The 23,899-nt window shown below is 71.2% G+C and carries 25 protein-coding genes and 1 riboswitch; of the genes, 4 read left to right on the forward strand and 21 right to left on the reverse strand.

Features of this window, described 5'->3' with window-relative positions; all coding sequences use genetic code 11:
* Positions 1-12 precede the first annotated feature (12 nt).
* Positions 13-1,122, forward strand: coding sequence for a phosphoserine transaminase (gene serC / locus BJ975_RS12700; protein WP_179426459.1), 1,110 nt, complete (start codon positions 13-15; stop codon positions 1,120-1,122).
* 6 nt (positions 1,123-1,128) lie between these two features.
* On the opposite strand, the gene BJ975_RS12705 is transcribed toward serC, so the two are convergent.
* Together BJ975_RS12705 and BJ975_RS12710 are read right to left on the reverse strand one after the other, a co-directional pair.
* Positions 1,129-1,647, reverse strand: coding sequence for a gamma carbonic anhydrase family protein (locus BJ975_RS12705; protein WP_179426461.1), 519 nt, complete (start codon positions 1,645-1,647; stop codon positions 1,129-1,131).
* Between the two features lie 22 nt (positions 1,648-1,669).
* Positions 1,670-2,701: an SdiA-regulated/phytase-like domain-containing protein gene (locus tag BJ975_RS12710; RefSeq protein ID WP_179426463.1), complete on the reverse strand. Its 1,032-nt coding sequence runs from the start codon at positions 2,699-2,701 to the stop codon at positions 1,670-1,672.
* A gap of 41 nt (positions 2,702-2,742) precedes the next feature.
* Between BJ975_RS12710 and BJ975_RS16580 the strand changes: the two genes are divergently transcribed.
* Positions 2,743-3,183, forward strand: a complete 441-nt coding sequence (locus BJ975_RS16580) for a DUF2530 domain-containing protein (protein ID WP_218845900.1) — start codon at positions 2,743-2,745, stop codon at positions 3,181-3,183.
* A 37-nt stretch (positions 3,184-3,220) separates the two neighbouring features.
* Here BJ975_RS16580 and BJ975_RS12720 read toward each other — a convergent pair whose 3' ends face one another.
* From BJ975_RS12720 to cysC, 10 genes are all read right to left on the reverse strand, one after another.
* Entirely contained in the window at positions 3,221-3,943 is a 723-nt protein-coding gene (locus BJ975_RS12720; protein WP_179426465.1) for a DUF3027 domain-containing protein, read from the reverse strand.
* A 65-nt stretch (positions 3,944-4,008) separates the two neighbouring features.
* Positions 4,009-4,926, reverse strand: a complete 918-nt coding sequence (locus BJ975_RS12725) for an AEC family transporter (RefSeq protein WP_179426467.1) — start codon at positions 4,924-4,926, stop codon at positions 4,009-4,011.
* A 3-nt stretch (positions 4,927-4,929) separates the two neighbouring features.
* Positions 4,930-5,325, reverse strand: coding sequence for a cold-shock protein (locus tag BJ975_RS12730; RefSeq protein WP_179426469.1), 396 nt, complete (start codon positions 5,323-5,325; stop codon positions 4,930-4,932).
* A 75-nt stretch (positions 5,326-5,400) separates the two neighbouring features.
* Positions 5,401-6,375 carry a YihY/virulence factor BrkB family protein gene (locus BJ975_RS12735; RefSeq protein WP_179426471.1) on the reverse strand — a complete coding sequence of 325 codons (975 nt, stop codon included), beginning with the start codon at positions 6,373-6,375 and terminating at the stop codon, positions 5,401-5,403.
* Positions 6,372-6,878 carry a type II toxin-antitoxin system PemK/MazF family toxin gene (locus BJ975_RS12740; protein WP_179426473.1) on the reverse strand — a complete coding sequence of 169 codons (507 nt, stop codon included), beginning with the start codon at positions 6,876-6,878 and terminating at the stop codon, positions 6,372-6,374. Before BJ975_RS12740 ends, BJ975_RS12735 begins: the two co-directional genes overlap by 4 nt.
* A 4-nt stretch (positions 6,879-6,882) precedes the next feature.
* A complete protein-coding gene (locus BJ975_RS12745; protein ID WP_179426475.1) occupies positions 6,883-8,487 on the reverse strand; it encodes an AMP-binding protein in 1,605 nt (534 codons plus the stop codon).
* Between the two features lie 151 nt (positions 8,488-8,638).
* On the reverse strand, positions 8,639-9,067 hold the full coding sequence (locus BJ975_RS12750) for a DUF779 domain-containing protein (RefSeq protein ID WP_179426477.1): 429 nt from the start codon (positions 9,065-9,067) through the stop codon (positions 8,639-8,641).
* A 17-nt stretch (positions 9,068-9,084) separates the two neighbouring features.
* Positions 9,085-10,608 carry an acetaldehyde dehydrogenase ExaC gene (gene exaC, locus BJ975_RS12755; RefSeq protein ID WP_179426479.1) on the reverse strand — a complete coding sequence of 508 codons (1,524 nt, stop codon included), beginning with the start codon at positions 10,606-10,608 and terminating at the stop codon, positions 9,085-9,087.
* A 94-nt stretch (positions 10,609-10,702) separates the two neighbouring features.
* Positions 10,703-11,998 carry a GAF domain-containing protein gene (locus BJ975_RS12760; protein ID WP_179426481.1) on the reverse strand — a complete coding sequence of 432 codons (1,296 nt, stop codon included), beginning with the start codon at positions 11,996-11,998 and terminating at the stop codon, positions 10,703-10,705.
* A 58-nt stretch (positions 11,999-12,056) separates the two neighbouring features.
* Entirely contained in the window at positions 12,057-13,247 is a 1,191-nt protein-coding gene (gene cysC / locus BJ975_RS12765) for an adenylyl-sulfate kinase (RefSeq protein WP_179426483.1), read from the reverse strand.
* Positions 13,248-13,423: 176 nt separating this feature from the next.
* On the opposite strand from cysC, the gene cysD reads away from it, so the two are divergent.
* Together cysD and BJ975_RS12775 are read left to right on the forward strand one after the other, a co-directional pair.
* On the forward strand, positions 13,424-14,344 hold the full coding sequence (cysD, locus tag BJ975_RS12770) for a sulfate adenylyltransferase subunit CysD (RefSeq protein ID WP_179426485.1): 921 nt from the start codon (positions 13,424-13,426) through the stop codon (positions 14,342-14,344).
* A complete protein-coding gene (locus tag BJ975_RS12775; RefSeq protein ID WP_179426487.1) occupies positions 14,344-15,588 on the forward strand; it encodes a sulfate adenylyltransferase subunit 1 in 1,245 nt (414 codons plus the stop codon). The genes cysD and BJ975_RS12775 overlap by 1 nt, the downstream gene beginning before the upstream one ends.
* A gap of 78 nt (positions 15,589-15,666) precedes the next feature.
* On the opposite strand, the gene BJ975_RS12780 is transcribed toward BJ975_RS12775, so the two are convergent.
* From BJ975_RS12780 to BJ975_RS12820, 9 genes are all read right to left on the reverse strand, one after another.
* Positions 15,667-17,115 carry a sugar transferase gene (locus BJ975_RS12780; protein WP_179426489.1) on the reverse strand — a complete coding sequence of 483 codons (1,449 nt, stop codon included), beginning with the start codon at positions 17,113-17,115 and terminating at the stop codon, positions 15,667-15,669.
* 406 nt (positions 17,116-17,521) lie between these two features.
* The gene (locus BJ975_RS12785) at positions 17,522-18,271 is read right to left on the reverse strand and encodes an acyltransferase (protein WP_179426491.1); all 750 of its coding nucleotides are present in this window, start codon (positions 18,269-18,271) and stop codon (positions 17,522-17,524) included.
* 68 nt (positions 18,272-18,339) lie between these two features.
* Entirely contained in the window at positions 18,340-19,977 is a 1,638-nt protein-coding gene (gene groL, locus BJ975_RS12790; RefSeq protein ID WP_179426493.1) for a chaperonin GroEL, read from the reverse strand.
* A 117-nt stretch (positions 19,978-20,094) separates the two neighbouring features.
* On the reverse strand, positions 20,095-20,298 hold the full coding sequence (locus BJ975_RS12795; protein WP_179426495.1) for a cold-shock protein: 204 nt from the start codon (positions 20,296-20,298) through the stop codon (positions 20,095-20,097).
* Positions 20,299-20,397: 99 nt separating this feature from the next.
* The gene (locus tag BJ975_RS12800; RefSeq protein WP_179426497.1) at positions 20,398-20,676 is read right to left on the reverse strand and encodes a MoaD/ThiS family protein; all 279 of its coding nucleotides are present in this window, start codon (positions 20,674-20,676) and stop codon (positions 20,398-20,400) included.
* Between the two features lie 32 nt (positions 20,677-20,708).
* On the reverse strand, positions 20,709-21,974 hold the full coding sequence (gene thrC, locus BJ975_RS12805; RefSeq protein ID WP_269305220.1) for a threonine synthase: 1,266 nt from the start codon (positions 21,972-21,974) through the stop codon (positions 20,709-20,711).
* 8 nt (positions 21,975-21,982) lie between these two features.
* Positions 21,983-22,095, reverse strand: a riboswitch (SAM riboswitch).
* Between the two features lie 73 nt (positions 22,096-22,168).
* Complete coding sequence (gene otsB / locus BJ975_RS12810; protein WP_179426508.1) at positions 22,169-22,942, reverse strand: trehalose-phosphatase; 774 nt, start codon at positions 22,940-22,942, stop codon at positions 22,169-22,171.
* A 30-nt stretch (positions 22,943-22,972) separates the two neighbouring features.
* A complete protein-coding gene (locus BJ975_RS12815) occupies positions 22,973-23,533 on the reverse strand; it encodes a LytR C-terminal domain-containing protein (protein WP_179426510.1) in 561 nt (186 codons plus the stop codon).
* Position 23,534: 1 nt separating this feature from the next.
* Positions 23,535-23,825, reverse strand: coding sequence for a DUF3263 domain-containing protein (locus tag BJ975_RS12820; RefSeq protein WP_179426512.1), 291 nt, complete (start codon positions 23,823-23,825; stop codon positions 23,535-23,537).
* Positions 23,826-23,899 lie beyond the last annotated feature (74 nt).

Genomic DNA, 23,899 nt, shown 5'->3' on the forward strand with positions numbered 1-23,899 from the left:
GAGAATGACGCCGTGCAGATCCCCGACGAGCTCCTCCCCCGCGACGGCCGCTTCGGCTCCGGTCCCTCGAAGGTGCGCACCGAGGCGCTCGAGGCCCTGGCCGCCACCGGCACCTCCCTCCTGGGCACCTCGCACCGCGCGGCGCCGGTGAAGTCGCTCGTCGGCAGCGTCCGGTCCGGCCTGTCCGACCTGTTCTCGCTGCCCGACGGGTACGAGGTCGTGCTCGGCGTCGGCGGCTCGCACGCGTTCTTCGACGCCGCGATGTTCGGTCTGGTCGAGCGGCGCAGTCAGCACCTCGTGCACGGCGAGTTCACCGCCAAGTTCGCGCGGGCGGTCGCTGCGGCGCCGTTCCTGGAGGACCCCGAGCTCGTCGAGTCCGACCCCTCCACGCACCCCGAGCCGCACGCGACGGCGGGCGTCGACGCGTACGCGTGGGCGCACAACGAGACCTCGACCGGCGTCATGACCTCGGTGCGACGGCCCGAGGGGATCGACGACGGCGCGCTGGTGCTGGTCGACGCCACCTCGGGCGCGGCCGGTCTGCCCGTGGACGTGGCCGAGACCGACGTCTACTACTTCGCGCCGCAGAAGGGCTTCGCCTCCGACGGAGGCCTGTGGGTGGCGCTCATGTCGCCCGCCGCGATGGAGCGGGCGCGGAGGATCAAGGAGTCCGGCCGGCACGTCCCGGGCTTCCTCGACCTGCCCACGGCGATCGACAACTCGCTGAAGGACCAGACCTACAACACGCCGGCCGTGGCCACGCTGTTCCTCATGGACCAGCAGGTGCGCTGGCTGAACGAGAGCGGCGGCCTCGACTGGGCCGTCTCGCGCACCAGTGAGTCGTCGCGGCGACTCTACGCGTGGGCCGACGCCAGCGCGTACGCGACGCCGTTCGTGCCCGACCCCGCCGACCGCTCGCTCGTCGTCGGCACGATCGACCTCGAGGGCGTGGCCGCGGCCGACGTCGTGGCCGCCCTGCGCGAGAACGGCATCGTCGACGTCGCCGGCTACCGGGGCCTGGGCCGCAACCAGCTGCGCATCGCGATGTTCCCCGCCATCGACCCCGACGACGTCTCCGCGCTCACGCGCTGCGTCGACCACGTGGTCGAGCGCCTCGGCTGACTGGGTTCAGTCGACGACCGTCGCGTCGCGGTGGAGCTCGCGGTGCTCCTCATAGATCGCGGCATTGAGGTGCAAGGTGGCGACCTCGTCGTCGGTGAGCTCGCGGCGCACCTTGCCGGGGACACCGGCCACGAGCGAGCGCGGCGGGATGACGGCGCCCTGGGGCACGAGGGCGTTCGCGGCGATGAGGCACTCGTCGCCGATCTCGGCGCCGTTGAGGATCGTGGCGCCCATGCCCACCAGGACGTGGTCGCCGACGGTGGCGCCGTGGATGATCGCGCCGTGGCCCACCGAGACGCCCTCGCCGAGGGTCAGCGGCTTGCCCTGGTCGACGTGGAAGACACAGTTGTCCTGCACGTTGCTGCGCCGACCGATCGTGATCGGCTCGTTGTCGGCCCGCAGGACCGCGCCGTACCAGACGCTCGACCCCTCCTCGAGGACGACCGAGCCCACCAACGTGGCGTTGGGGGCGACGAACGCCGACTCGTGGACCTGCGGTGACCTGTCTCCCAGCGCGATCTTCATGGCCTCACCGTAGCGCTCGGCGTCAGGCTCTCGACCGCCCCCGCCGGGCCACGAACACGACCGCCAGCGCCAGCACCGCGGCGAGGCCGATCCCGCCCACCACGAGCGTGCGAAGGTCGATCGCGAACCCCTCGGACTGCTCCGAGGACCTGGCGGCCGGCTCGGCCGACGGAGTCGGCTTTGGCGTCGAGGTGGCCACCGTCGCGACGCGGTCGGCCGCGACCTCGGACACCGGAAGGTCGAGTCGGTACAGCGGTGAGGCCTCGCCCTCGCTGCCCACGAGGACCGCGTCGTCCGACACGAACGCGACGGTCTCGGACTGCTCGAGCGGCGGCAGCGACCCGCTGCCGACGGGGCTCCAGTCCGCGGGGTCCATCGACCACAGGGCGCCGTAGGACACCAGCGCCACGCGCGAGCCGTCGGGCGAGTAGGCGCCGTCGGTGACGAGCGGCGGCATGCCCGAGGTCGTCACCTCGAACTCGGTGGACCCGGCGGGATCGAGGTCGCCCTCGGCGAGGGTCAGGAGCGTGGCGTCGGCGACGGTCTTCGTGACGACCTGCAGCAGGTCGGACCCCGGCGGTGCGAGCAGCGTCTCGACGTCGGCCGGCCCGCCCTCCAGCGAGACCGCGAAGCGACGCGGCTCGACCGTGGCGGTCGCGCGACCGGGCTCGTCGATCGCGAAGAGCGCGAGGTCGTCGCGCTCGCGCCGGTTGTCGCCCACGTCGCCGATCCACAGCGTGCCGTCGCGCAGCGCGAGCGCCTCGACGTCGCGGAAGTCCGCGCGCACCGTGGTGACGCCGGCGACCTCGCCGGTCGAGAGGTCGACCGCGAAGACCTCGGCGGCGTTGCCGGAGTCGTTGACCGTATAGGCGAGGTCGTCGTGCTCGGCGCTGACCGCGAGTCCGCTGGACTCGGTGATGCGCGGGTCGCTCAGCACGACCTCGGGCTCGGCGCTGGCGGCGCCCGCGCGGTCGGCGAGCGAGGCCACCACGACCACGACGATCAGAGCGATGAGCAGGCCGGGGATCAGCAGCCTGCGGTGGCGGGGGTTCACAGGGTCACCTTCGTCCCTCGGGGGCGGGTTATCGTGGAGGCATGGCCCGCGACAAGCGCTCCCGCATCCCCGACCTGGGCCGTCCCGAGGTCACCGAGCTCGAGTTCGGCAAGACGACCCACCGGGTCGCCGCGGTCGAGCCGATGGACGTCGACGGCGTCCGCACGATGACCGTCGGCACGATCGGCTGGGGTGTCGTGGCGCTCGCGCTGCTGCCGTTCTGGGGCAACCTGCAGGACCAGGGCCGCACGTGGTGGCTGTGGACCGCGTTCGCCGGACTGGGACTGGGCCTCATGGGCATCGAGTTCTGCAAGCGCCGTCGCGACATGCTGGCCGAGCGCGCCGCCACCGCGCCGGTGCAGACCGTGATCCCGGCCGACGACGTCCCGTCGCCGATCGCCTCGCCCCTCGTGGAGACCACGAAGGAGCCCCCGACCAGCCAGTCCACCGACCGGCCCATCGGCCGGCGTCGCCGCAGCTGAGGCCACCCGGCCCCGCATCGCACCGCGCACGACCGGCTCAGAAGTCCTCGAGCTCGGCACGCATCGTGTCGAAGACCGGATCGGGCAGCTTCGAGGCCGAGGCCGAGCGCTTGGGCCGCGTGCCCGAGTGCGCGCCGCAGCCGTGCGTGAGGGCGACGACCCGGCCGTCGGCGTTGGCCATCTTGTTGGCGCACACGCCGAAGCGGTCGGACAGGTCGCCCGCGAGCGAGACCAGGAAGCCGCACGTGCCGCACACGCCCGGCGCCTGCTTGGCGATGGGGGTGTCGGGTCCGGACTCGCCCTCGTACCAGCGCTCGGCGGCGTCCTCGCGCCCCTCGAGCGACAGGACCCACTCGCGACCGAGACCGATCTCGCGCGCGTAGTGGCGGTCGACCACGCCGGTGCCGTCGCCGTCGCCCGCGGACCACGCGGGCACGAGGCGGATGTCGTCCTCCTCGGGCGGCAGGACGTCTCCGGGACCGAGGTCGCCGGGGCGGATGCGCTCGCGGTAGGGCGTCCACGCGGGCGCGACGATCGCGTCGTCGCCGGGCAGCAGCACGATGTCGTTGATCGTGACCTCGTCGCCGAGCACCGACGTGCTGACGGCCCAGTACCAGCCGCGGTAGCCCGGCAGCAGGCAGGCGAAGCGCTCGGTGACGAGGCCGGGCGCCTCCTCGGTGCTGCCGAGGTGGTCGCCGACCGTGCCGTCGTCGGCGCTGGCGTCGAGGGCCGCGCGTGCAGGAGAGGTCGACGTGCTCATGGCTCGATTGTCCCCCACCGCCCCAGAGCGGACCAACAGGGCCGACCCGTGGCGCGCGGCAGTCGTCAGGGCACCAGCAGACCCGCCAGCAGGACCATCACCGGAAGGGACACGAGGGTCGTGATGACGACGCTGTCGCGTGCCAGCACCTCGCCGCGGCCGAACTGGGCGGCGTAGACGAAGACGCTCTGCGCGGTCGGCAGGGCGGCCATGACGGTGACGCCGGCGACCTCGTAGGCGTCCAGCCCCAGAGCGTGCCGCGCCACGAGGTAGGTGACGAGCGGCTGCCAGACCAGCTTGAGCACGGTCACGAAGGCCACCTCCGTCCGGTTGCCGTGCCCGATCCTGGGTCCGAACCGCAGGGCGACGCCGAACGCCAGGACGGCCGACGGGATCGCCATCGCGCCCAGCAGGGAGATGGGCTCGTCGACGAACCGCGGCAGGTCGACCTCGCCCAGCGAGAGGGCGACGCCGATGATCGCGGCGATGGAGATCGGGTTGCTCAGTCCTGCCTCGAGGAAGCCGCGCACCGTCACCCGCCGGCCGTCCTCCATGCTCAGCAGGGTGACGGCGATCGGCGTCATGACCATCAGCTGCAGCATGATCGTGGGCAGCGCGAAGGCGACGTCGCCGGCCACGTAGGCGGCGATCGGCAGGCCCAGGTAGCCGGAGTTGGCGAAGGAGGACGCGAGTCCGCCCACGACCACGTCCTTGCCGGGATGGCCCCGCCACCGGGCCCACGGCACGTAGACGAGCAGCACCGCCACGACGCCGATCGCGGCGACCAGGAACCAGGGGCCGAACACCGTGGCCAGGTCCGTCGAGCCGAGGATCTCGATCAGCAGGGCCGGGGTGGCGACGAAGTACACCAGCCGCGCGAGCACGACCTGGCTGGACTCCTCCAGCACGCCCGTCGCCGCGAGGAGGTACCCCACCGCGATCAGGGCACCGATGACGGCGAACCCCTCGAGCGCGCCCGTCACGCGTCAGGCGTCGAGATCCGTCGCCAGGCGACGCAGCAGCTGCGCGACCTGGCGGGCGCGCTTGCCCTCGGGGTGGCGACCGTGGCGGTAGCCCTCGCCGAGGCCGTCGAGGAGGTTGACGAGGTCCTCGACGATGACGACCATCTCCTCGGGCGACTTGCGGCGGGCGTGCGCCTGGGCCTGGGAGACCGACGGGGTCGGGTCGAGCACGCGGACCTGCAGGGCCTGGTCGCCGCGACGGCCGGCCGCGATGCCGAACTCGACGCGCGTGCCCGCCTTGAGGGTGGTCACGCCGTTCGGCAGCGCGTCGGAGCGCACGTACACGTCCTCGCCGTCCTCACGACTGAGGAAGCCGAACCCCTTCTCGGGGTCGTACCACTTGACCTTGCCGGTGGGCATGACCGTTCCTTTGCGTTCTCTCGATGCGACGCCTGCAGTCTAGTCGGGCGGGCACCCGCGGCGCGCCCGCGACGCTCAGGCCTCTTCGTCGAAGTCGACCGAGATCGTCTGGAACCCCTTGTGCCGCTGCATGCGCGCGTACTGGGCGTAGGCGCGGCGGTCGCCCGCGGTCAGCACGACGTTGTCGGTGAACGGCGTCAGCAGCGCGCGCGGGTAGAGGTGGCGGCGGCGCACCACGTTGATCTGCAGCCCGATCACGATGGTCGAGGTGAGCAGGAAGAGCAGCGCGATGAGGCCGAGGACGACCGCGAAGGTCTGGTTCATCGACGAGGCGCGCACGACGACGCCCTGCACGTAGGCGTCCCCGCCGAACTGCAGGAGCTGCCAGCCCAGGGCGCAGAACAGCGAGCCGGGCAGGACCGACCGCCACGACGCCCGCTTGAGGCTGACGAGCTTGAAGACCGTGACGAAGATGCCCCACGAGACGAGGAAGCCGACCACGCGCATGACCCAGCCGAGGTCGGGCAGGTGGTCGATGCCGACGACCTGCGGGTTGTCGACGATGGACTGCAGGATCGCGATGAACGCGATGCCCAGGCCGCCGATGCCGAGGACGACGAAGCTGCGCAGCCGCATGACGATCGGGTTCGGCCGGCTGTTGCGTGGGACGCCCCAGGCCACGTTCGCCGCGTTCTGGGTGGACTGGCCCACGCCGAGCGCACCGTAGAGCGCGGCGAGCGAGCCGACGACGATCGCCGTCGTGCTGCCGGTCAGGCCCTCGGGCCGGCCGAGCTGGTCGCCGACGATCGGGAACTGGCCGAGCGCCGTGTCGAGCAGGCGCTCCTGCAGCTCGGGGTCGTCCTGCAGCACGAAGCCGAGGACCGACGAGGCGATCAGCAGCAGCGGGAAGATCGCGATGAACGAGTAGTACGTCATGATCGCCGCCAGGTACGGGCCCTGGTCGTCGAAGAACTTGTAGAGCACCGCGATCGGGAATCCGAGGACCGGGTGCTTCCGCTGGAAGCGGTCGACCCGGGCGACGATGCTCATGGCAGGTATTGTCGCGCAGCCTCCAGCACGCGTTCGTACACCCCGCGGGGAAGGATGGCTCCTTCTCGGCGGACGTCGGCCTCGCGGACCTCGATCAGCCGGTTCAGCCGCACCTCGCTGGGCCGGCCCTTCGCGTCCCACGCGCCCGAGCCGATGTCCATCCAGAAGCGCCCGGCTCGCGCCTCCTGGGCCCGGTCGCGGTCGTGGTCCTTCGAGGTCAGCTGGAGCGCCACGAGGGAGCCGTCGCCGCGGCGACCGATGATGAGGACCGGACGGTCCTTGCCCTGGCGGGGGTCGTCCTCGTACGGCACCCACGTCCAGACGATCTCGCCCGGGTCGGGGCGGCCGTCGTGGTCGCCGGCCCACGTGTGGTCGATCCCGGACGACCGTCGCGGACGCGCCGACGGCGCCCGCCCGGACGAGCCGGAGGGCGCCGACGACGAGACGGAGCGGCCGATCGCGACCAGCCGTCGCAGGACGGCGGGCAGGTCGGGTCGCGCCACGCGCTCAGGCGGTGGTCTCGAAGGCGGGCAGCTGGCGCTTCATGACCTTGCCGGTGGGGTTGCGCGGCAGCTCGTCGAGGAACATCACGCCACGCGGCACGGCCGAGCGGGCGACGTTGTCCTTGGAGAACTGCACGAGCTCGTCGGCGGTGACGTCGCTGCCCTCCTTGCGCACGACGTAGGCGGCCAGGCGCTGACCCCACTCGGGGTCGGCGATGCCGGTGACGACCACGTCGGCCACCTCGGGGTGCTCGACGAGGCAGTCCTCGAGCTCGCGCGGGAAGACGTTCTCGCCGCCGGAGATGATCATGTCGTCGTCGCGGCCGGCGACGAAGAGTCGACCGTCCTCGTCGAAGTAGCCGAGGTCGCCCGAATCCATGAGACCCGAGTGGAACGCCTTGTTGCGGCCGTCGGTGTAGCCGCCGAACGGCATGTCGTTGACCACGTGGATCACGCCGATGTCGCCCTGGGGCACCTCGTTGCCGTCGTGGTCGAGGATCTTGACCGTGGTGCGCCACGGGACGCGGCCGGCGGTGCCGGGCGCGGCGCGCAGGTCCTTCGGGTCGGCGATCGTGATCCAGCTGGTCTCGGTCGCGCCGTAGAAGTTGTAGATGGAGTCGGTGTACATGTCCATGAAGTGCAGCGCCAGGTCGCCGGCCAGGGCCGAGCCGCTGGAGGCGGTGATCGCCAGGCTGGACACGTCGGTCTCCTTGACCACCTTCGGGTCGGCCTTGACCATGCGCTGGAGCATGAGCGGCACGACCACCAGCACGCGCACCTTGTACTTCTCGATGTCGCGCAGGGTCTGCTCGGGGATGAACTTGCGGCGCAGCACGAACGTGGGGCACGTCGAGAGGCCGAAGCCCAGGTTGATCAGGCCCCACGAGTGGAACAGCGGCGCGCCGATCGCGACGACCGAGTTGCTCTGGTACGGGATCGCGCCGAAGTAGGCCAGCAGCGGCTTGAGGTCCTCGGGCTCCTTGCGCTTCGCGCCCTTGGGCAGGCCGGTCGTGCCGGAGGTGAAGATGATCATCTCGCCGTGCTTGGGCGGCACGGGCTGGTCGGCGCCGGGCTTGCCGGCCGTGACGGACTCGATGGAGGGGATCTCGGAGGGTGCGTCGGCGTCGGCCCAGGCGAGCAGCAGGCGGCTGCGGCGGACGTCCTCGACGAGGGGCAGGAACTCCTGGTCGAGGATGAGCAGCTCGGCGCCCTCGCGCTCGGCCAGGTCGGTCAGCTGGGCGCGGCTGGACATGGTGTTGAGCAGCAGGATGCGACCGCCCATCTGCACCACGGCGACCAGGGCGATGACGAGGTAGCGGTGATTGCGCGCCAGGACGGCGACCGAGTCGCCCGCCTCGATGCCGCGCTCGCGCAGCACCTCGGTGAACTGGTTCACCTGCTTGACGAGGTCCTCGTAGGTGATCTCGCCGGCGTCGTCGATGATGGCGATCTGCTTGGGGTAGCGCTTCGCCGCGGCGTTGATGCCGGACGGCAGGCCCGGTCCCCACTTCTTCAGGACGCGCGCCGCGCCGATGAGCTTGTGCGGCGGGAGCGCCTTGATGATGCCGATGCGCCGCAGGACCTTCAGCTTGTAACCCAAATCACCCATGGCGCAGAGCGTAACAGTCGAAATCCGTGGGTCTGAGGCTTTCCTCAGGCTTCCGACGTGGGACGTGTGCGCCCCGTGTGACTGATGGGAAAGATGCCTCGAACGGGTGGTCGTTCATGGTCCCGACGGGTCCGCGGTCGACGGGCTCGGATCAGCCGCTCACCCCGCCCCGCACCACGGGTCCCATCCGTGCCGTCTCCTCCTCGGTGAAGACCCGCGACCGGATGATGAACCGGTGCCCCGTCGGACCCTCGATCGAGAAGCCGGCACCGCGTCCCGGGACGACGTCGATCGTGATGTGGGTGTGCGACCAGTACGCGAACTGCGCCGCCGAGATCCACACCGGGACCGGCTCGGGCGTGCCCGGCTCGAGCTCGCCCAGCAGCACGTCGGCGGCGCCGATCAGCAGGGTGCCCCGGGTGTAGCACATCGGCGCGGACCCGTCGCAGCATCCACCGGACTGGTGGAACATCAGCGGCTGGTCGTGATCGGCCCGGAGGCGGCGGAGCAGGTCCGCCGCCTCCGGGGTCACGGCCACCCGGGCCGTCGGAAGGGAGGAGCCGACGGACTCGGGTGACATCTCGGCCTCCATGGGGATCAGAAGAAGCCGACGGCGTTGGGCGAGTAGCTGACGAGGAGGTTCTTCGTCTGCTGGTAGTGGTCGAGCATCTGCGAGTGGTTCTCGCGGCCGATGCCGGAGTTCTTGTAGCCGCCGAACGCCGCGTGCGCGGGGTACTGGTGGTAGCAGTTGGTCCAGACCCGGCCCGCCTCGATCGTCCGGCCCGCCCGGTAGGCGGTGTTGGTGTCGCGGCTCCACACCCCGGCGCCCAGGCCGTACAGGGTGTCGTTGGCGATGCCCATCGCGTCGTCGAAGTCGTCGAAGCCGGTCACCGAGACCACCGGGCCGAAGATCTCCTCCTGGAAGATGCGCATCTTGTTGTGGCCCTGGAAGATCGTCGGCGCCACGTAGTAGCCGCCCGACAGGTCGCCGCCGAGGTCGACGCGCTCGCCGCCGGTGATGATGCGGGCGCCCTCGTCCACGCCGATCTGGATGTAGGACAGGATCTTCTCGAGCTGGTCGTTGCTGGCCTGCGCGCCGATCATCGTGTCGGTGTCGAGCGGGTTGCCCTGCTTCACCAGCTTGGTGCGCTCGGTCGCCGCGGGCAGGAACTGCTCGAGGATCGAGTTCTGGATGAGCGCGCGGCTCGGGCACGTGCAGACCTCGCCCTGGTTGAGCGCGAACATCGTGAAGCCCTCGAGCGCCTTGTCGTAGAACGCGTCGTCCGCGCTCGCGACGTCCTCGAAGAAGATGTTCGGGCTCTTGCCGCCCAGCTCCAGGGTGACGGGGATGAGGTTCTGCGCCGCGTTCTGCATGATGAGGCGGCCCGTGGTGGTCTCACCGGTGAAGGCGATCTTGCGGATGCGGCTGCTGGACGCGAGCGGGGCGCCGGCCTCGGCGCCGAAGCCGTTCACCACGTTGAGCACGCCGGCGGGCAGCAGGTCGGCGATCAGCTCCATCAGCAGCATGATCGACGCGGGCGTCTGCTCGGCGGGCTTGAGGACCACGGCGTTGCCGGCCGCGAGCGCGGGGGCGAGCTTCCACGTGGCCATCAGCAGCGGGAAGTTCCACGGGATGATCTGGCCGACGACGCCCAGCGGCTCGTGGAAGTGGTAGGCGACGGTGTCGTCGTCGATCTGGCTGATCGATCCCTCCTGGGCGCGGATGCAGCCAGCGAAGTAGCGGAAGTGGTCGACCGCGAGGGGGAGGTCGGCGGCCAGCGTCTCGCGGACGGGCTTGCCGTTGTCCCACGTCTCGCCGACGGCCAGCATCTCGAGGTTCTCCTCGATGCGGTCGGCGATCTTGTTGAGGATGTTCGCCCGCTCGGTGGTCGAGGTCCGGCCCCAGGCCGGCGCGGCGGCGTGGGCGGCGTCCAGCGCCTTCTCGATGTCCTCGGCGGTGCCGCGGGCGACCTCGCAGAACACCTTGCCGTTGACCGGGGAGACGTTCTCGAAGTACTGACCCTTGGCGGGGGCGACGTACTCGCCTCCGATCCAGTGGTCGTAGCGCGGCTTGTAGGAAACGACGCTTCCCTCGGTGCCGGGTGCTGCGTAGACGGCCATCGGTGACTCCTTCGTCGGGGGGGGCAGGTGTGAGGGGGCTCACACCCGATGACCCGACGGTAGGCAGCGCAACGTTGCAGAAAGGTACGCGCGGTCAGCCCAGCTCGGCGTCGAGCCGCTCGAGGTGGTCGGCCACCTGCGCGAACCGCGGGGAGGAGGCCGGCAGGACCCGGGCGATGCGCTCCCAGATCTCGTAGTCGTCGCGGCCGTGGCCGGTGTCGGCGAACGAGAGCAGCGCGTCGGGGTCGTCGCCCACGAGCAGGTGCGAGCGCACCAGCTGGTGGAGGTCGTCGCGCGCCGCGGCGATCGCGGGCGACTGCGAGTCGGGCAGGATCGGCCCGCGGTAGCGCGCCACGGCCTGTCGCAGCCGGTCGGCGGCGAGGTCGTCGCGCACGCGCTGCACGTCGGTGTCGACGGCCGCGGCGAACCGGTAGGGGCGCGACTCCAGGCGCAGCCCGCCGAGGACCTGGCGCAGGCGCGACAGCTCGGCGCGGATCGTCACCTCGGGCAGCTCGTCGTCGCTCAGGGCGACCGCCAGCTCGGCCGTGGTGAGGCCACGGTCGGCGGCCGCCACGAGCAGGGCGATCTCGCTGTGCCGGGCACTCAGCCGGGTGGTGGTCGTGCCGTGGTGCAGCACCGCGCCGCGCACGCCCAGCACGTCGAGTCGCGGACGTCGCACCCCGGGCGTGCCGACCGTGCGCGAGGCCGCGGCGCCGCGGACGCGCTCCAGGCGCAGCTCGGCCTCCACCGCCGCCGCCGTGGCGCGCACGAGCCCGAGGCTGGTCGCGCTGGCGACCTCGGCCCCGCCGGTGAGGTCGATGACGCCGAGCACGGCGCCGGTGTCGGGGTCGTGGACGGGCGCGGCCGAGCAGCTCCACGGCGTGACGGGTCGGGCCAGGTGCTCCGGTCCCAGCAGCGAGACGGCGCGGTCGAGCGCGAGGGCGGTGCCCGGAGCGTTGGTGCCGGCGCTGGCCTCGCTCCAGTCGGCGCCCTCCACGAAGTTCATCTCCTCGGCCATCCGGCGCAGCCGGGCGGCGCCCTCGACCCACAGCAGCTGGCCGGCCGCGTCGCTCACCGCGACCAGCAGCCCGGCGTCGGCCGCGCTCTCGACGAGGAGCCGTCGCACCACGGGCATGCCGGCGGCGAGCGGGTGGTGGCGGCGGATCTCCTCGAGCCGCGCGGAGTCGAGCGTGATGGCGGCGAGGTCACGCTCGGGGTCGAGCCCGCCGAGCAGGCTGCGCCGCCACGACTCGCTGACCACCGAGCGGACCGGCCCGTCGACGGCGCCGGTGGAGAGGAAGGAGTCGTGGGCGTCCTGCAGCGCCCGCGCCAGCGCGTCGGGATCGACTCCCGGCGGCACGGCGAAGGGCGATTCGGTGGACCCCGGCATGAGGGGATCCTAACGCGTCGTGTGAAGCGGATCACACGATCGACTCGGGATCGCGGCCCTAGGACCCCGCGACGACACCCCGCTCGCGCAGCAGCCCCACGACCGCCTCGACGCACTCGCCGACTCCCATGAGGGACGTGTCGATCGTCAGGTCGGCGTCCTCGGGTCGCTCGTAGGGCGAGTCGATCCCCGTGAAGTCGCGGATCAGGCCCGCCCGCGCCTTGGCGTAGAGACCCTTGCGGTCACGGGCCTCGGCCACCGCCAGCGGCGTGGCCACGTGGACCACGAGGAACGGCGAGCGCGGCTCCACCCGCTCGCGCATCGCGTGACGGACCGCGGCGAACGGGGCGATCGGGGCGCAGACGGCCAGTCCCCCGGCCTCGGCGACCCGCGCCGCCACCCAGGCGATGCGGGTGAGGTTCCGGGCCCGGTCCTCGCGACTCCAGCCGAGACCGTCGGAGAGCTCGCGGCGCACGTCGTCGCCGTCGAGCAGGACGGCGTGCGTGAGGCCGCGCGCCGTCACCGCCTCGACCACGGCGCGGCCGACGGTGGACTTGCCCGCCCCGGAGAGCCCGGTGAGCAGCAGCACCGCCCCGCGGGCGTCGCGCACGTCCGGGCGGCGGAAGTCGAGCGGGTCGCTCACGCCGAGCGATCGCAGCGCGATCCCGAGCACCTCCTCGGGCGTCGTCGCGTCGTTCACCGCGGGGGCGGGGAGGTACCAGGCCTGCGCATGCGGGACCTGCTCCGCGCACCGCCGCAGCTCCTCCATGAGCGTCATGTCGCCGGCCCAGCCGTCCTGCGCCACCCCGACGAGGGCGAGCGGCCGGCCGTCCGCGGCGCTCGCCGCCCGCATCACGTCGGCGGCGCTGACCCGGCCGCCGAACAGCGCGACGACGTGGTCGCGCAGGTCGACCGGGACCACGAGCCGCGCCCGCCGGGCCGGCGGGTGCTCGGCCGCGCGCACGGCGCGGACCCGGCCGGCGACCCACGTCAGGCCGTCCTGCCCGGCACGCGTGTCCGACAGCACGAGCACAGCGAGCGGCGTGTTGTCGGGGTCGGTGAGGGTCAGCGAGCCCTGGTCGACCGCGTCGCGGGCGGCCTCGGCGGACACCGCGAGCTGCGGCGCGACGGGCCAGTCGGCGGGCGTCCGCCCCGGCAGGCAGTACCCGTCCACCGGGTCGAGGAAGCCACCGAGGATCAGCTCCAGCCCGTCAAGCTGCGCGCCCCGGAGCACCGCCGTCGCGCTCATCGGCACGTCCCGGCGGACCAGTCCGCGGACAGGGTGTCCACGTTGTGGGCGCGTCCGGGGAGCCACGGGTCCATGGGCGACGATTGTGGCACAGCCGATGCCCGCGGTCGGCCGCGTCCGAGCGCCCACCGATCGCACCCCCGGCACCGCTCGACCCCATGGGGAGGAACCCGTCGATGACCGACACGCGTGAGTCGCGTCGCTACGGCATGAGCCAGCTCGACCATCTCGAGGCCGAGGCGATCTACATCATCCGCGAGCTCGTCGCCGAGAACGAGCGCCCGGCGCTGCTGTTCTCCGGCGGCAAGGACTCGGTCGTGATGCTGAACCTCGCCGTCCGAGCCTTCGCGCCCGGGCCCATCCCCTTCCCGGTCGTGCACATCGACACCGGCCACAACTTCGACGAGGTCCTCGCGTTCCGCGACCGCGTCGTCGACGAGCTGGGCGTGCGCCTCATCGTGGGCTCGGTCCAGGACGCGATCGACGAGGGCTTCGTCCGCGAGGAGCCGAACGGCTCACGCAACCGCATCCAGACCCCCGTCCTGATCCGCACCGCCGAGCAGCACGGCCTCACCGCCCTGTTCGGCGGCGCCCGCCGCGACGAGGAGAAGGCCCGCGCCAAGGAGCGCGTCTTCTCCTTCCGCGACGACTTCGGCCAGTGGGACCCCAAGAACCAGCGCCCCGAGCTGTGGTCGCTCTACAACGGCCGCATCCACCCGGGCGAGAGCATCCGCTGCTTCCCGCTGTCGAACTGGACCGAGCTCGACATCTGGCAGTACATCGCCCGCGAGGGCATCGAGCTGCCCGACATCTACTACGCCCAGAAGCGCGAGGTCTTCCTGCGCGGCGGCATGTACTTCACGATCAACCAGCACTGCGCGCCGCGCGAGGACGAGGAGGTGTTCGTCGAGTCGGTCCGCTACCGCACGGTCGGCGACGCCACCCTGACCGCGGCCGTCCCCTCCACCGCCGCCACGCCCGAGGAGGTCGTGGCCGAGGTCGCGGCCACCCGCATCACCGAGCGCGGCGCCACGCGCGGCGACGACAAGGTCAGCGAGGCCGCGATGGAGGACCGCAAGAAGGAGGGCTACTTCTGATGGACATCCTGCGATTCGCCACGGCCGGCTCGGTCGACGACGGCAAGAGCACCCTGATCGGCCGGCTGCTGTTCGACTCGAAGTCGATCTTCACCGACCAGCTCGAGGCCGTCGAGGCCACCAGCGCCCAGCGCGGCGACGAGTACACCGACCTGGCCCTGCTGACCGACGGCCTGCGCGCCGAGCGCGAGCAGGGCATCACGATCGACGTTGCGTACCGCTACTTCTCGACGCCGAAGCGCAAGTTCATCATCGCCGACACCCCCGGGCACATCCAGTACACGCGCAACATGGTCACGGGCGCCTCCACGGCCGATCTGGCGATCATCCTCGTGGACGCTCGCAAGGGCCTGCAGGAGCAGAGCCGCCGCCACGCCACGCTCGTGTCGCTGCTGCGGGTCCCGCACGTGGTGCTGGCCATCAACAAGATGGACCTGGTCGACTGGTCCGAGGACGTCTACCGCCAGATCAGCGACGAGTTCGTCGACTTCGCCGCGCGGCTGGAGTTCACCGACGTCACCACGATCCCGCTGTCGGCGCTCACCGGCGACAACGTCGTGTCGCGCTCGGCGAATATGGGCTGGTTCGAGGGCCCGTCGCTCATGCACCACCTGGAGAACGTCTACATCGCGAGCGATCGCAACCTCGTCGACGTCCGCTTCCCGGTGCAGTACGTGATCCGTCCGCAGAACGGCCAGGGCGACTACCGCGCCTTCGCGGGCCAGGTCGTCAGCGGCGTCATGCGCCCCGGCGACGAGGTGCTCGTGCTGCCCAGCGGCCTGCCCAGCCGGATCAAGGCGATCGACACCGCGAAGGGCGAGCTGGCCGAGGCGTTCGCGCCGATGTCGGTCACGGTGCGCCTCGAGGACGAGGTCGACGTGTCGCGCGGCGACATGATCGTGCGGCCGAACAACCAGCCCGTCGTCACGCAGGACCTCGACGCGATGGTCTGCTGGATGGACGCCAGCGCGATGACCGTGGGTGGCAAGTACGCCATCAAGCACACCACCCGCTCGGCGCGCGCCCTGGTCAAGGAGATCAAGTACGAGCTCGACGTGAACACGCTGCACCGGAACCAGGCACCGGGCAGCCTAGGCCTCAACGCGATCGGTCGCGTGGTGCTGCGCACGACCCAGCCGCTCATGGTCGATCCCTACCAGCGCAACCGCCAGTCGGGCTCGTTCATCCTCATCGACGAGGCCACGAACCGCACCGTGGGCGCCGGCACGATCACCGAGCACTGATCCGCGCCGCGCCCACCGACGACGAACGGCCGTCGCTCCCCCAAGGAGCGGCGGCCGTTCGTCGTGGACCGGTGGGGCCTACCAGGCGCCCTTGCGCCCCAGGACCACGCCGACGGTCTTGAACAGGATCGACAGGTCCATGCGCAGGTTCCAGTTGTTCACGTACATCAGGTCGAGGCGGATCGACTCGTCCCACGAGAGGTTCGAGCGGCCGCTGACCTGCCACAGGCCGGTCATGCCGGGCTTGACGTGCAGCCGGCGCCAGACCCACTGGCTGTACTGCGAGGTCTCGCTCTCGATGGCCGGCCGCGGTCCGACGAGCGCCATGTCGCCGAGCAGCACGTTGAACAGCTGGGGCAGCTCGTCGAGCGAGGTCTGTCGCAGCAGCCGCCCGACGCGCGTGACCCGCGGGTCCTGCGTCATCTTGAACAGCGGGCCCGCGCCCTCGTTCATCTCGCGCAGCTCCTCGACGCGCTGGTCGGCGTCGACGACCATCGTGCGGAACTTGTAGATGACGAACGGGACGCCGTCCTTGCCCGTGCGCTCCTGCCTGTAGATCACCGGGCCGCGCGAGTCGATGCGGATCGCCAGCGCGAGCAGGCCCATCAGCGGGGCGCCGAACAGGATCGCCAGCAGCGCGAAGCTGCGGTCGAAGAACGCCTTGACGGCCTGGCCGACGAGGTGGCTGTTCGGCGGGTCGAGGGCCAGCGCCAGCTGGTCGCCGACACGCGTGGGTCGCACGAACTCGACGTAGTCGTTCATGTCGGTCAGCACGAGGCACTCGATCTCGGCCCGCTGCAGGCCCCACGCGAGGTGGCGCAGCGACGGGTCGCCGAGGGCCTGGTCGGCCGTGATGACGACGCGGGCCCCGTGGACCGTGCGCAGCAGCTTCGGGACGTCGCGGACCACCGAGTTCACCGTGGCGCTGCCGAGCGGCTGCGTGGAGTCCCACGTGCAGCGCCCGACCACCACGAGGTCGTGGCGGTCCTCCCAGCGGGCGGCCAGCCGGTTGACCGCGTCGGCCGGACCCACCAGCAGGGTGGGCACCCGGCGCATCGCGGCGCGGTGGGCCAGGGCGGAGCCCACGATCAGGACCGCGGTGACGCTCAGGACCACGACGGCCGAGCGCAGCTCGGCGGACACGACGTCGGACACCACGAGGGTCGCCAGCGCACCGAGGGCCAGGACGGCGATCAGTCGCTTGGCGGGGCGCAGCGAGCCCGCACGCTCGTAGGCCGGCAGCGCGGCCAGGCTCAGACCCAGCCAGCCGACGACGCCGGCGGCCAGGACCGCGAGCGCTCCGGGGGCCATCCCGACGGCCACGCCGGCGATGACGGTGCCCGTCAGCACGAGCAGGTGCCCGAAGAGGCCCTGGCGGATCAGGTTCTCCAGAGACGATCGCCCCGTGGGGATCGCCGTGAGTTCCCGGTGCACGGAAGGAGATCCGAGTCCGGGGTCGCTGGTGATGGGCTCCACCAGACGCAGCGGAAGGACGGTCTCATCTCGTCCGTCGATCGCTGAAGTCATTGCCACTCCCCAATGCAAGCCATCGGTGTCGAGCTGCGGACCCCTCCGCCTCACCGCTGACCCACGTGATGTCTGTGTGTCTGCGTACTCAGCCAAGAGCGACGTGGAGTGGTACCGATACATGTCCGTGGACAAGCCCCCCGGCCCGGCTCCAGGCCACTCGATGCTCTCCCTCGCCGGCTTCCCCCGCCGGCGGCCATCGACTGGCACGACGCCCCTGCTTTCCCCTCGAAAGTAGGCCATCGTCGAACGGCTGTCTGGTCATTTCAGAAATTCGCGGATGTCGTCCATGTCACACGATCTCGTCCTGCGGTTTACCGGTGCCCGTGCGGTCGCACGTCGACGAATCGGGCACGGGCACCTGGGGTAACTGGAAGTTTCGTGCAATGAGTCCCGAAATCGCGCCTCACGGCGTGTCGTCGAATGACCACGTGGTCCCCTCACGCACCACACGCCCCGGAGACCCCATCACGACCACGTTCGGAGGCACCTTCTGACCGCGCACGACGGACCGCATGCCGACGCACACGTGCGCACCGATCTCGACGTGTCCGGACACCACGGCCTCACGGCACAGCCACACGTGGTGACCGATGCGGATCGTGGCGCCGAACGGGTTGAGCCGCTCGCCCGTGGCCGCGTCCTCGAGGCGGTGCATGTCGTCGGTGGCGATGTAGACGCCCGCGGCCCACAGCTGGTCGCCGGCGGCCACGACGCGCCCCCCGTTGCGCGCGTCCACGACCGGCGACCGGGTGGCCACGAGGGGTCCGTGCAGCGCGATCGAGGAGCCGGGCCCGCAGTACAGCTCGCCGGCGGTCAGCACGACGCGCTCGTCGAGGAACACCGTGGCGTCGTCGCCGCCGACCAGCAGCGAGGTCAGGTGGTCCATCGGCGCCCCCACCACGAGGAGCGCGCCGGAGTAGTAGAAGGTCGTCAGGCCGGCCAGGACGTGGTCGGGCAGCCGGGCCCCGGGAGCGGCGTACAGCACGTTGCCGAGGTCGTTCCACCACGACGGCAGCGGACCGTCCATCCGGCGCCAGGCGACGGCGTCGAGCCGCTCGGGGTCGACGCCCGCCGCGACGAGCCGGTCCCGGTGCTCGGGGGTCAGCGCGTCGTCGGTGCGGGACAGGTCGGGCCACGTGGTCACGCCGGTCATCCTCCCATCCCCCGGACGCACAGGACCCCGGCACCGCGCGGTACCGGGGTCCTGTGATCAGGCGTGGCTCAGAAGCCCATGCCGCCCATGCCACCCATGTCGCCCATGTCGGGCGCACCGGCCGGGGCCGCGGGCTCCGGCTTGTCGGCCACGACGGCCTCGGTGGTGAGGAACAGCGCGGCGATCGACGCGGCATTCGCCAGCGCGGAGCGCGTGACCTTGGCCGGGTCGATGATGCCGGTCGCGATCATGTCGACGTACTCGCCGGTGGCCGCGTTGAGGCCCTGACCCTGCTCCAGGTTGGCGACCTTCTCCGCGACGACGCCACCCTCGAGGCCGGCGTTGACGGCGATCTGCTTCAGCGGGGCCGAGGTGGCGACGCGCACGATGTTCGCGCCGGTGGCCTCGTCGCCCTCGAGCTCGAGCTTCTCGAACGCGGCCTTGCTGGCCTGGACGAGCGCGACACCGCCGCCGGGGACGATGCCCTCCTCGACGGCCGCCTTCGCGTTGCGGACGGCGTCCTCGATGCGGTGCTTGCGCTCCTTGAGCTCGACCTCGGTGGCCGCGCCGACCTTGATGACGGCCACGCCGCCGGCCAGCTTGGCGAGGCGCTCCTGGAGCTTCTCGCGGTCGTAGTCCGAGTCGCTGTTCTCGATCTCGGCCTTGATCTGGGCGACACGGCCCTGGATCTGGGCCTCGTCGCCGCCGCCCTCGACGATGGTGGTCTCGTCCTTGGACGTGACGACCTTGCGGGCGGTGCCGAGCAGCGTCAGATCGGCGTTCTCGAGCTTGAGGCCGACCTCCTCGCTGATGACCTCGCCACCGGTGAGGATCGCGATGTCGGTCAGCATCGCCTTGCGACGGTCACCGAAGCCGGGGGCCTTGATGGCGACCGACTTGAAGGTGCCCTTCAGCTTGTTGACGATGAGGGTGGCCAGGGCCTCGCCCTCGACGTCCTCGGCGATGATCGCCAGCGGCTTGCCGGTCTGCATGACCTTCTCCAGCACCGGGACCATGTCCTTCACGGTGCTGATCTTGCTGTTGACGATGAGGATGTACGGATCCTCGAGCACGGTCTCCATGCGCTCGGGATCGGTGACGAAGTAGCCCGACAGGTGGCCCTTGTCGAAGCGCATGCCCTCGGTGAGCTCGAGGTCCAGGCCGAAGGTGTTGGACTCCTCGACCGTGATGACGCCTTCCTTGCCGACCTTGTCCATGGCCTCGGCGATGATCTCGCCGACCGTGGTGTCCGCGGCCGAGATGGAGGCGGTGGAGGCGATCTGCTCCTTGGTCTCGACGTCCTTCGCCATGGCGAGCAGCTGCTCGCTGATGGCCTCGACGGCGATCTCGATGCCCTTCTTCAGGCCCATCGGGTTGGCGCCGGCGGCCACGTTGCGCAGACCCTCGCGCACGAGCGCCTGGGCCAGGACGGTGGCCGTCGTGGTGCCGTCGCCGGCGACGTCATCGGTCTTCTTGGCGACTTCCTTGACGAGCTCGGCGCCGATCTTCTCGTAGGGATCCTCGAGCTCGATCTCCTTGGCGATGGAGACGCCGTCGTTCGTGATCGTGGGGGCTCCCCACTTCTTCTCCAGGACGACGTTGCGGCCCTTCGGGCCGAGGGTGACCTTGACGGCGTCGGCGAGCTGGTTCATGCCCCGCTCGAGCCCGCGCCGGGCTTCTTCGTTGAATGCGATGGACTTGGCCATGGGTGCGTGTCTCCGACATAAGTAGAAGTGGAACTAGCACTCTCACTATACGAGTGCTAATCCCGCCCGTTCAAGCGACCCCGCACCCGAGGTCGGCCGAGGCCCCGGCCCCGATGCCTAGTGCAGCGGCTGGACGTTCTCGGCCTCGCGCCCCTTGGGGCCGTCGACCACCTCGAGCTCGACGTTCTGGCCGTCCTCGAGGGTCTTGAACCCGTTGATCGCGATCTTCGACCAGTGGACGAAGACGTCGTCCTGGCCGTCGACGGCGATGAAGCCGTACCCCTTGTCGGAGTTGAACCACTTGACGGTGCCATGCACCATGAGACCACCTGTTCTGCGGGGGAAGGCCCGCTGCCGGACCCGGGACCAGCGTATCGGCAGGCGCGTGAATCGCCTACGGCGGACTGGCCGAAAGCCTGCTCAGCAGCCGCCGGCGACCGCGGGGATCACCGAGATCTGGGTGCCGTCGGGGGTCTTGGTGTCGAGGCCGTCGGCGAAGCGCACGTCCTCCTCGGCCACGTACACGTTGACGAAGCGGCGCAGCTTGCCGTCCTCGTCGACGATGCGGGCCCGGATGCCGGGGTAGGCGGTCTCGAGCGAGTCGAGCACGGCGCTGAGGCGGTCGCCCTCGGCGCTGACCTGCGACTCGTCGTTCGTGTAGCTGCGCAGGATCGTGGGGATGCGGACGGACACGGCCATGGGGGCTCCTCGGGTGGTTTCGGTCGGACGGCTCAGGCGATGCCGGCCGCGGCGAAGGCGTCGTAGGTGGGGGCGATCGTGGCGCGCGGGCCGACGGAACCGGCGACCGCGTCGAGCGTCTTGAGGCCGTGACCGGTGTTGATCACGACGGTCTCGAGCTCGGGGTCCAGCTGGCCCGTCTCGACGAGCTTCCTCAGCACGGCCACGGTGGTGCCACCGGCGGTCTCGGTGAAGATGCCCTCGGTGCGCGCGAGCAGGACGATCGCGTCGCGGATCTGGTCGTCGTCGACCTCCTCGACGCCGCCGCCGGTGCCGCGCGCGATGTCGAGCACGTAGATGCCGTCGGCGGGGTTGCCGATCGCGAGCGACTTGGCGATCGTGTCGGGCCGCACCGGCCGGATCGCGTCGACGCCGTCCTTGAACGCGGTGGCGACGGGGTTGCAGCCCTGCGCCTGCGCGCCGAAGACGCGGTACGGCTTGTCCTCGACCAGGCCCAGCGCGATGAGCTCCTGGAAGGCCTTGTGCACCTTCGTCAGCTGGGAGCCCGAGGCGACGGGGATGACGATCTGGTCGGGCAGGCGCCAGCCGAGCTGCTCGGCGATCTCGTAGCCGAGCGTCTTGGAGCCCTCGGCGTAGAACGGCCGCACGTTGACGTTGACGAACGCCCAGCCCTCGTCCTCGCCGGCGATCTCGCTGGCCAGCTTGTTGACGTCGTCGTAGTTCCCGTCGACGGCGACCAGGTTGTCGGTGAAGATCGCCGAGTTCACCTGCTTGGGCGTCTCGAGGTTGCTCGGGATGAACACGACCGTGCGGATGCCGGCGCGGGCGCCCGCGGCCGCGACCGCGTTGGCGAGGTTGCCGGTCGACGGACAGGCGAAGACCTTGCTGCCGAACTCGCGCGCGGCGCTGAGCGCGCAGGCGACGACGCGGTCCTTGAAGGAGTTGGTGGGGTTCGTGCTGTCGTCCTTGACCCACAGCTTCGACAGGCCCAGCTCGGCCGCGAGGTTGCGCGCGTCGAGCAGGCGGGTGAAGCCCGGCTCGAGGTTGGGGCTGTCCTCGATGTCGGCGGGGACGGGCAGCAGCGCCTTGTAGCGCCAGATGTTCGTGGGGCCGGCCTCGATCTGCTCGCGGGTGACCGTGCCGAAGTCGTAGGCGATCTCGAGCGGGCCGAAGCACTCGTAGCAGGCGTAGTGGGGACCGAGCTCGCGCGTGGCGCCGCACTCGCGGCACTTCAGGGCGGTGGCGGGGCCGAAGGCACCCTCGCGAAGGGTGGTGCGGTCAGGGATCGTGACACTCACGACGACTCCATTCATCTCTCCGGGCCGGCGTTCGACCGCGGACGGAATTAGCACCTGGCCGGTGGTCGGCTGGTTGCTGGGGCTTCGTCGGGCCGTGTCCCTCTGCCCCTCGGGATGAGTGATGCCAGCCTAGGGGCGCGTCTCACGATACGTCCACTTCGTCCGGATGCCGAGACGAGCGGGAGGGGCGAGCGTCAGACCGGGGCGAACCGGTCGGCGAGGTCGCCGAGCCAGGCCGCGACGTCGTCGGGCCCGTCGAGCACCACGTCGGCGAGCGCGACGAGCGCGTCCTGCTCCTCGGAGGCCGAGCACACGAGGGTGACGTCCATCCCCTGCTCGCGCAGGGCGATGGCCTCGCGGAACGCCGGCAGGTCGCCGAGGTCGTCGCCGGCGTAGATGACCGCACCGGGCGAGACGCGGCCGATGATGCCGCGCAGGGTCTGGCCCTTGTCGGTGCCCGAGGCGCGCAGCTCGATCACCTGGCGGCCGGGCTCGAGGTGCAGGCCGACCTCGGTGGCGAGCGCCTCGATCTGCGGAGCCAGCTCGTCGAGCAGGCCCGGCGCGACGCCGCGCGTGTGCAGCGCGATCGCCAGGCCCTTGTCCTCGACCCGGATGCGCGACGCATCGTGCTCGCGCATCCACTGCGGCAGGCGCGCGGCCAGCTGCGAGACGGCCTCGGGGCGCGACGGCCGGGTCAGCTCGCCCGTGGCGGCGTCCCAGCGCTCGGCGCCGTACTGGCCGCAGACGACCAGGTGCTCCAGGCCGTCGCCCTCCTCGAAGCGGCCGAGCCGGCGCACCTGGTCGACGGGACGTCCGGTGATGATCGCGATCGTCCCCAGGATCGGCCCGAGACGCCGCAGCGCCGCGAGGGACTCGGGGTGGATGTACGCCGACGCGGGGTCCTCGACGATCGGCGCGAGCGTGCCGTCGAAGTCCAGCGCGAGCAGGGTGCGCCCCGGATCAGTCATGGGAAGAGTATGGCGCGGCCGCACGAGGGGTCAGCGGGGGCTGGCCAGCACGACCGTCAGGTTGCTGGTGGACATGTTCCCCGTGGCGGGCATGAGGCGCACGATCCCGAGGTCGCTGCCGAGCAGCGCGGCCTCGGCCTGGCGTCCCGCCGGGTAGTAGACGGTGTCCTGCGGGACCCCACCGCGCCAGTCGGCCACGGCGCCGACGGTCCAGCCGGCGGCACGGGCCTGGCCGGCGACGCGGGCGGCGAGGCCGCCGATGCCGATCTGGTTGTAGACCGAGACGCCGATCGACCGGGTCGCGGTGGGCTCGGTGGTCGGCTCGGTCGTGGGCTCGGCGGTGGGCTCGGTCGTCTTCTTCGGCTTCGGCTTCGCGGAGGCCTTCTTCGTGGGCTTGGACGTCGGGCCCGTGCTGGTGCGCTGCGCGGACTGCGCGGGCGCCTCGTCCTCGCGGACGGCCTCGATGATCGCCCAGCCGCCGAGGGCACCGAGGATCAGCCAGACGGCGGGCAGCACGACGACGTGCCACGGGCGACGACGCTCGGGCTCACGCCGGTCGTCGCGCGGTTCGAGGGGCGGCTGCTCCTCCACCTCAGCGGTCGGAGCCGGTACGCCGGGCCTGGCGCTGACGCTGGCGCTGCGAACGGAGGCGGCGCAGGCGCTTGACGAGCAGCGGGTCGTGCGCGAGCGCGTCCTCGGAGTCGATCAGCGCGTTGAGGATCTGGTAGTAGCGGGTGGCGGTCATGTCGAACTTGTCGCGGATCGCCTGCTCCTTGGCGCCGGCGTACTTCCACCACAGGCGCTCGAGCTCGAGCATCTCGCGGTCGCGATCGGACAATGCGCCGTCGCGGACCGCTTGGTCGTGACTCTCCACCGCTGCCATGTGCCCGACTGTACCGGCGAAATCACACGCTTGTCATTCCCGTTCGCCGAAACCGTCGCCCCACCGCGTGAGGT

It is taken from the genome of Aeromicrobium tamlense (assembly GCF_013408555.1).
Taxonomy (GTDB): domain Bacteria; phylum Actinomycetota; class Actinomycetes; order Propionibacteriales; family Nocardioidaceae; genus Aeromicrobium; species Aeromicrobium tamlense.

Bases quoted from the DNA above. Each gene is read 5' to 3' on its own strand.
- BJ975_RS12775 (WP_179426487.1), top strand. From the start codon at position 14,344: ATGGACATCCTGCGATTCGCCACGGCCGGCTCGGTCGACGACGGCAAG.
- BJ975_RS12780 (WP_179426489.1), bottom strand. From the start codon at position 17,115: ATGACTTCAGCGATCGACGGACGAGATGAGACCGTCCTTCCGCTGCGT.
- BJ975_RS12730 (WP_179426469.1), bottom strand. From the start codon at position 5,325: ATGCCCACCGGCAAGGTCAAGTGGTACGACCCCGAGAAGGGGTTCGGC.
- groL (WP_179426493.1), bottom strand. From the start codon at position 19,977: ATGGCCAAGTCCATCGCATTCAACGAAGAAGCCCGGCGCGGGCTCGAG.
- BJ975_RS12745 (WP_179426475.1), bottom strand. From the start codon at position 8,487: ATGGGTGATTTGGGTTACAAGCTGAAGGTCCTGCGGCGCATCGGCATC.
- BJ975_RS12760 (WP_179426481.1), bottom strand. From the start codon at position 11,998: ATGCCGGGGTCCACCGAATCGCCCTTCGCCGTGCCGCCGGGAGTCGAT.
- BJ975_RS16580 (WP_218845900.1), top strand. From the start codon at position 2,743: ATGGCCCGCGACAAGCGCTCCCGCATCCCCGACCTGGGCCGTCCCGAG.
- otsB (WP_179426508.1), bottom strand. From the start codon at position 22,942: ATGACTGATCCGGGGCGCACCCTGCTCGCGCTGGACTTCGACGGCACG.
- BJ975_RS12720 (WP_179426465.1), bottom strand. From the start codon at position 3,943: ATGAGCACGTCGACCTCTCCTGCACGCGCGGCCCTCGACGCCAGCGCC.
- BJ975_RS12795 (WP_179426495.1), bottom strand. From the start codon at position 20,298: ATGGTGCATGGCACCGTCAAGTGGTTCAACTCCGACAAGGGGTACGGC.
- BJ975_RS12785 (WP_179426491.1), bottom strand. From the start codon at position 18,271: ATGACCGGCGTGACCACGTGGCCCGACCTGTCCCGCACCGACGACGCG.
- cysD (WP_179426485.1), top strand. From the start codon at position 13,424: ATGACCGACACGCGTGAGTCGCGTCGCTACGGCATGAGCCAGCTCGAC.
- BJ975_RS12705 (WP_179426461.1), bottom strand. From the start codon at position 1,647: ATGAAGATCGCGCTGGGAGACAGGTCACCGCAGGTCCACGAGTCGGCG.
- cysC (WP_179426483.1), bottom strand. From the start codon at position 13,247: ATGAGCGCGACGGCGGTGCTCCGGGGCGCGCAGCTTGACGGGCTGGAG.
- BJ975_RS12820 (WP_179426512.1), bottom strand. From the start codon at position 23,825: ATGGCAGCGGTGGAGAGTCACGACCAAGCGGTCCGCGACGGCGCATTG.
- BJ975_RS12735 (WP_179426471.1), bottom strand. From the start codon at position 6,375: ATGAGCATCGTCGCCCGGGTCGACCGCTTCCAGCGGAAGCACCCGGTC.
- exaC (WP_179426479.1), bottom strand. From the start codon at position 10,608: ATGGCCGTCTACGCAGCACCCGGCACCGAGGGAAGCGTCGTTTCCTAC.
- BJ975_RS12750 (WP_179426477.1), bottom strand. From the start codon at position 9,067: ATGTCACCCGAGTCCGTCGGCTCCTCCCTTCCGACGGCCCGGGTGGCC.
- BJ975_RS12800 (WP_179426497.1), bottom strand. From the start codon at position 20,676: ATGGCCGTGTCCGTCCGCATCCCCACGATCCTGCGCAGCTACACGAAC.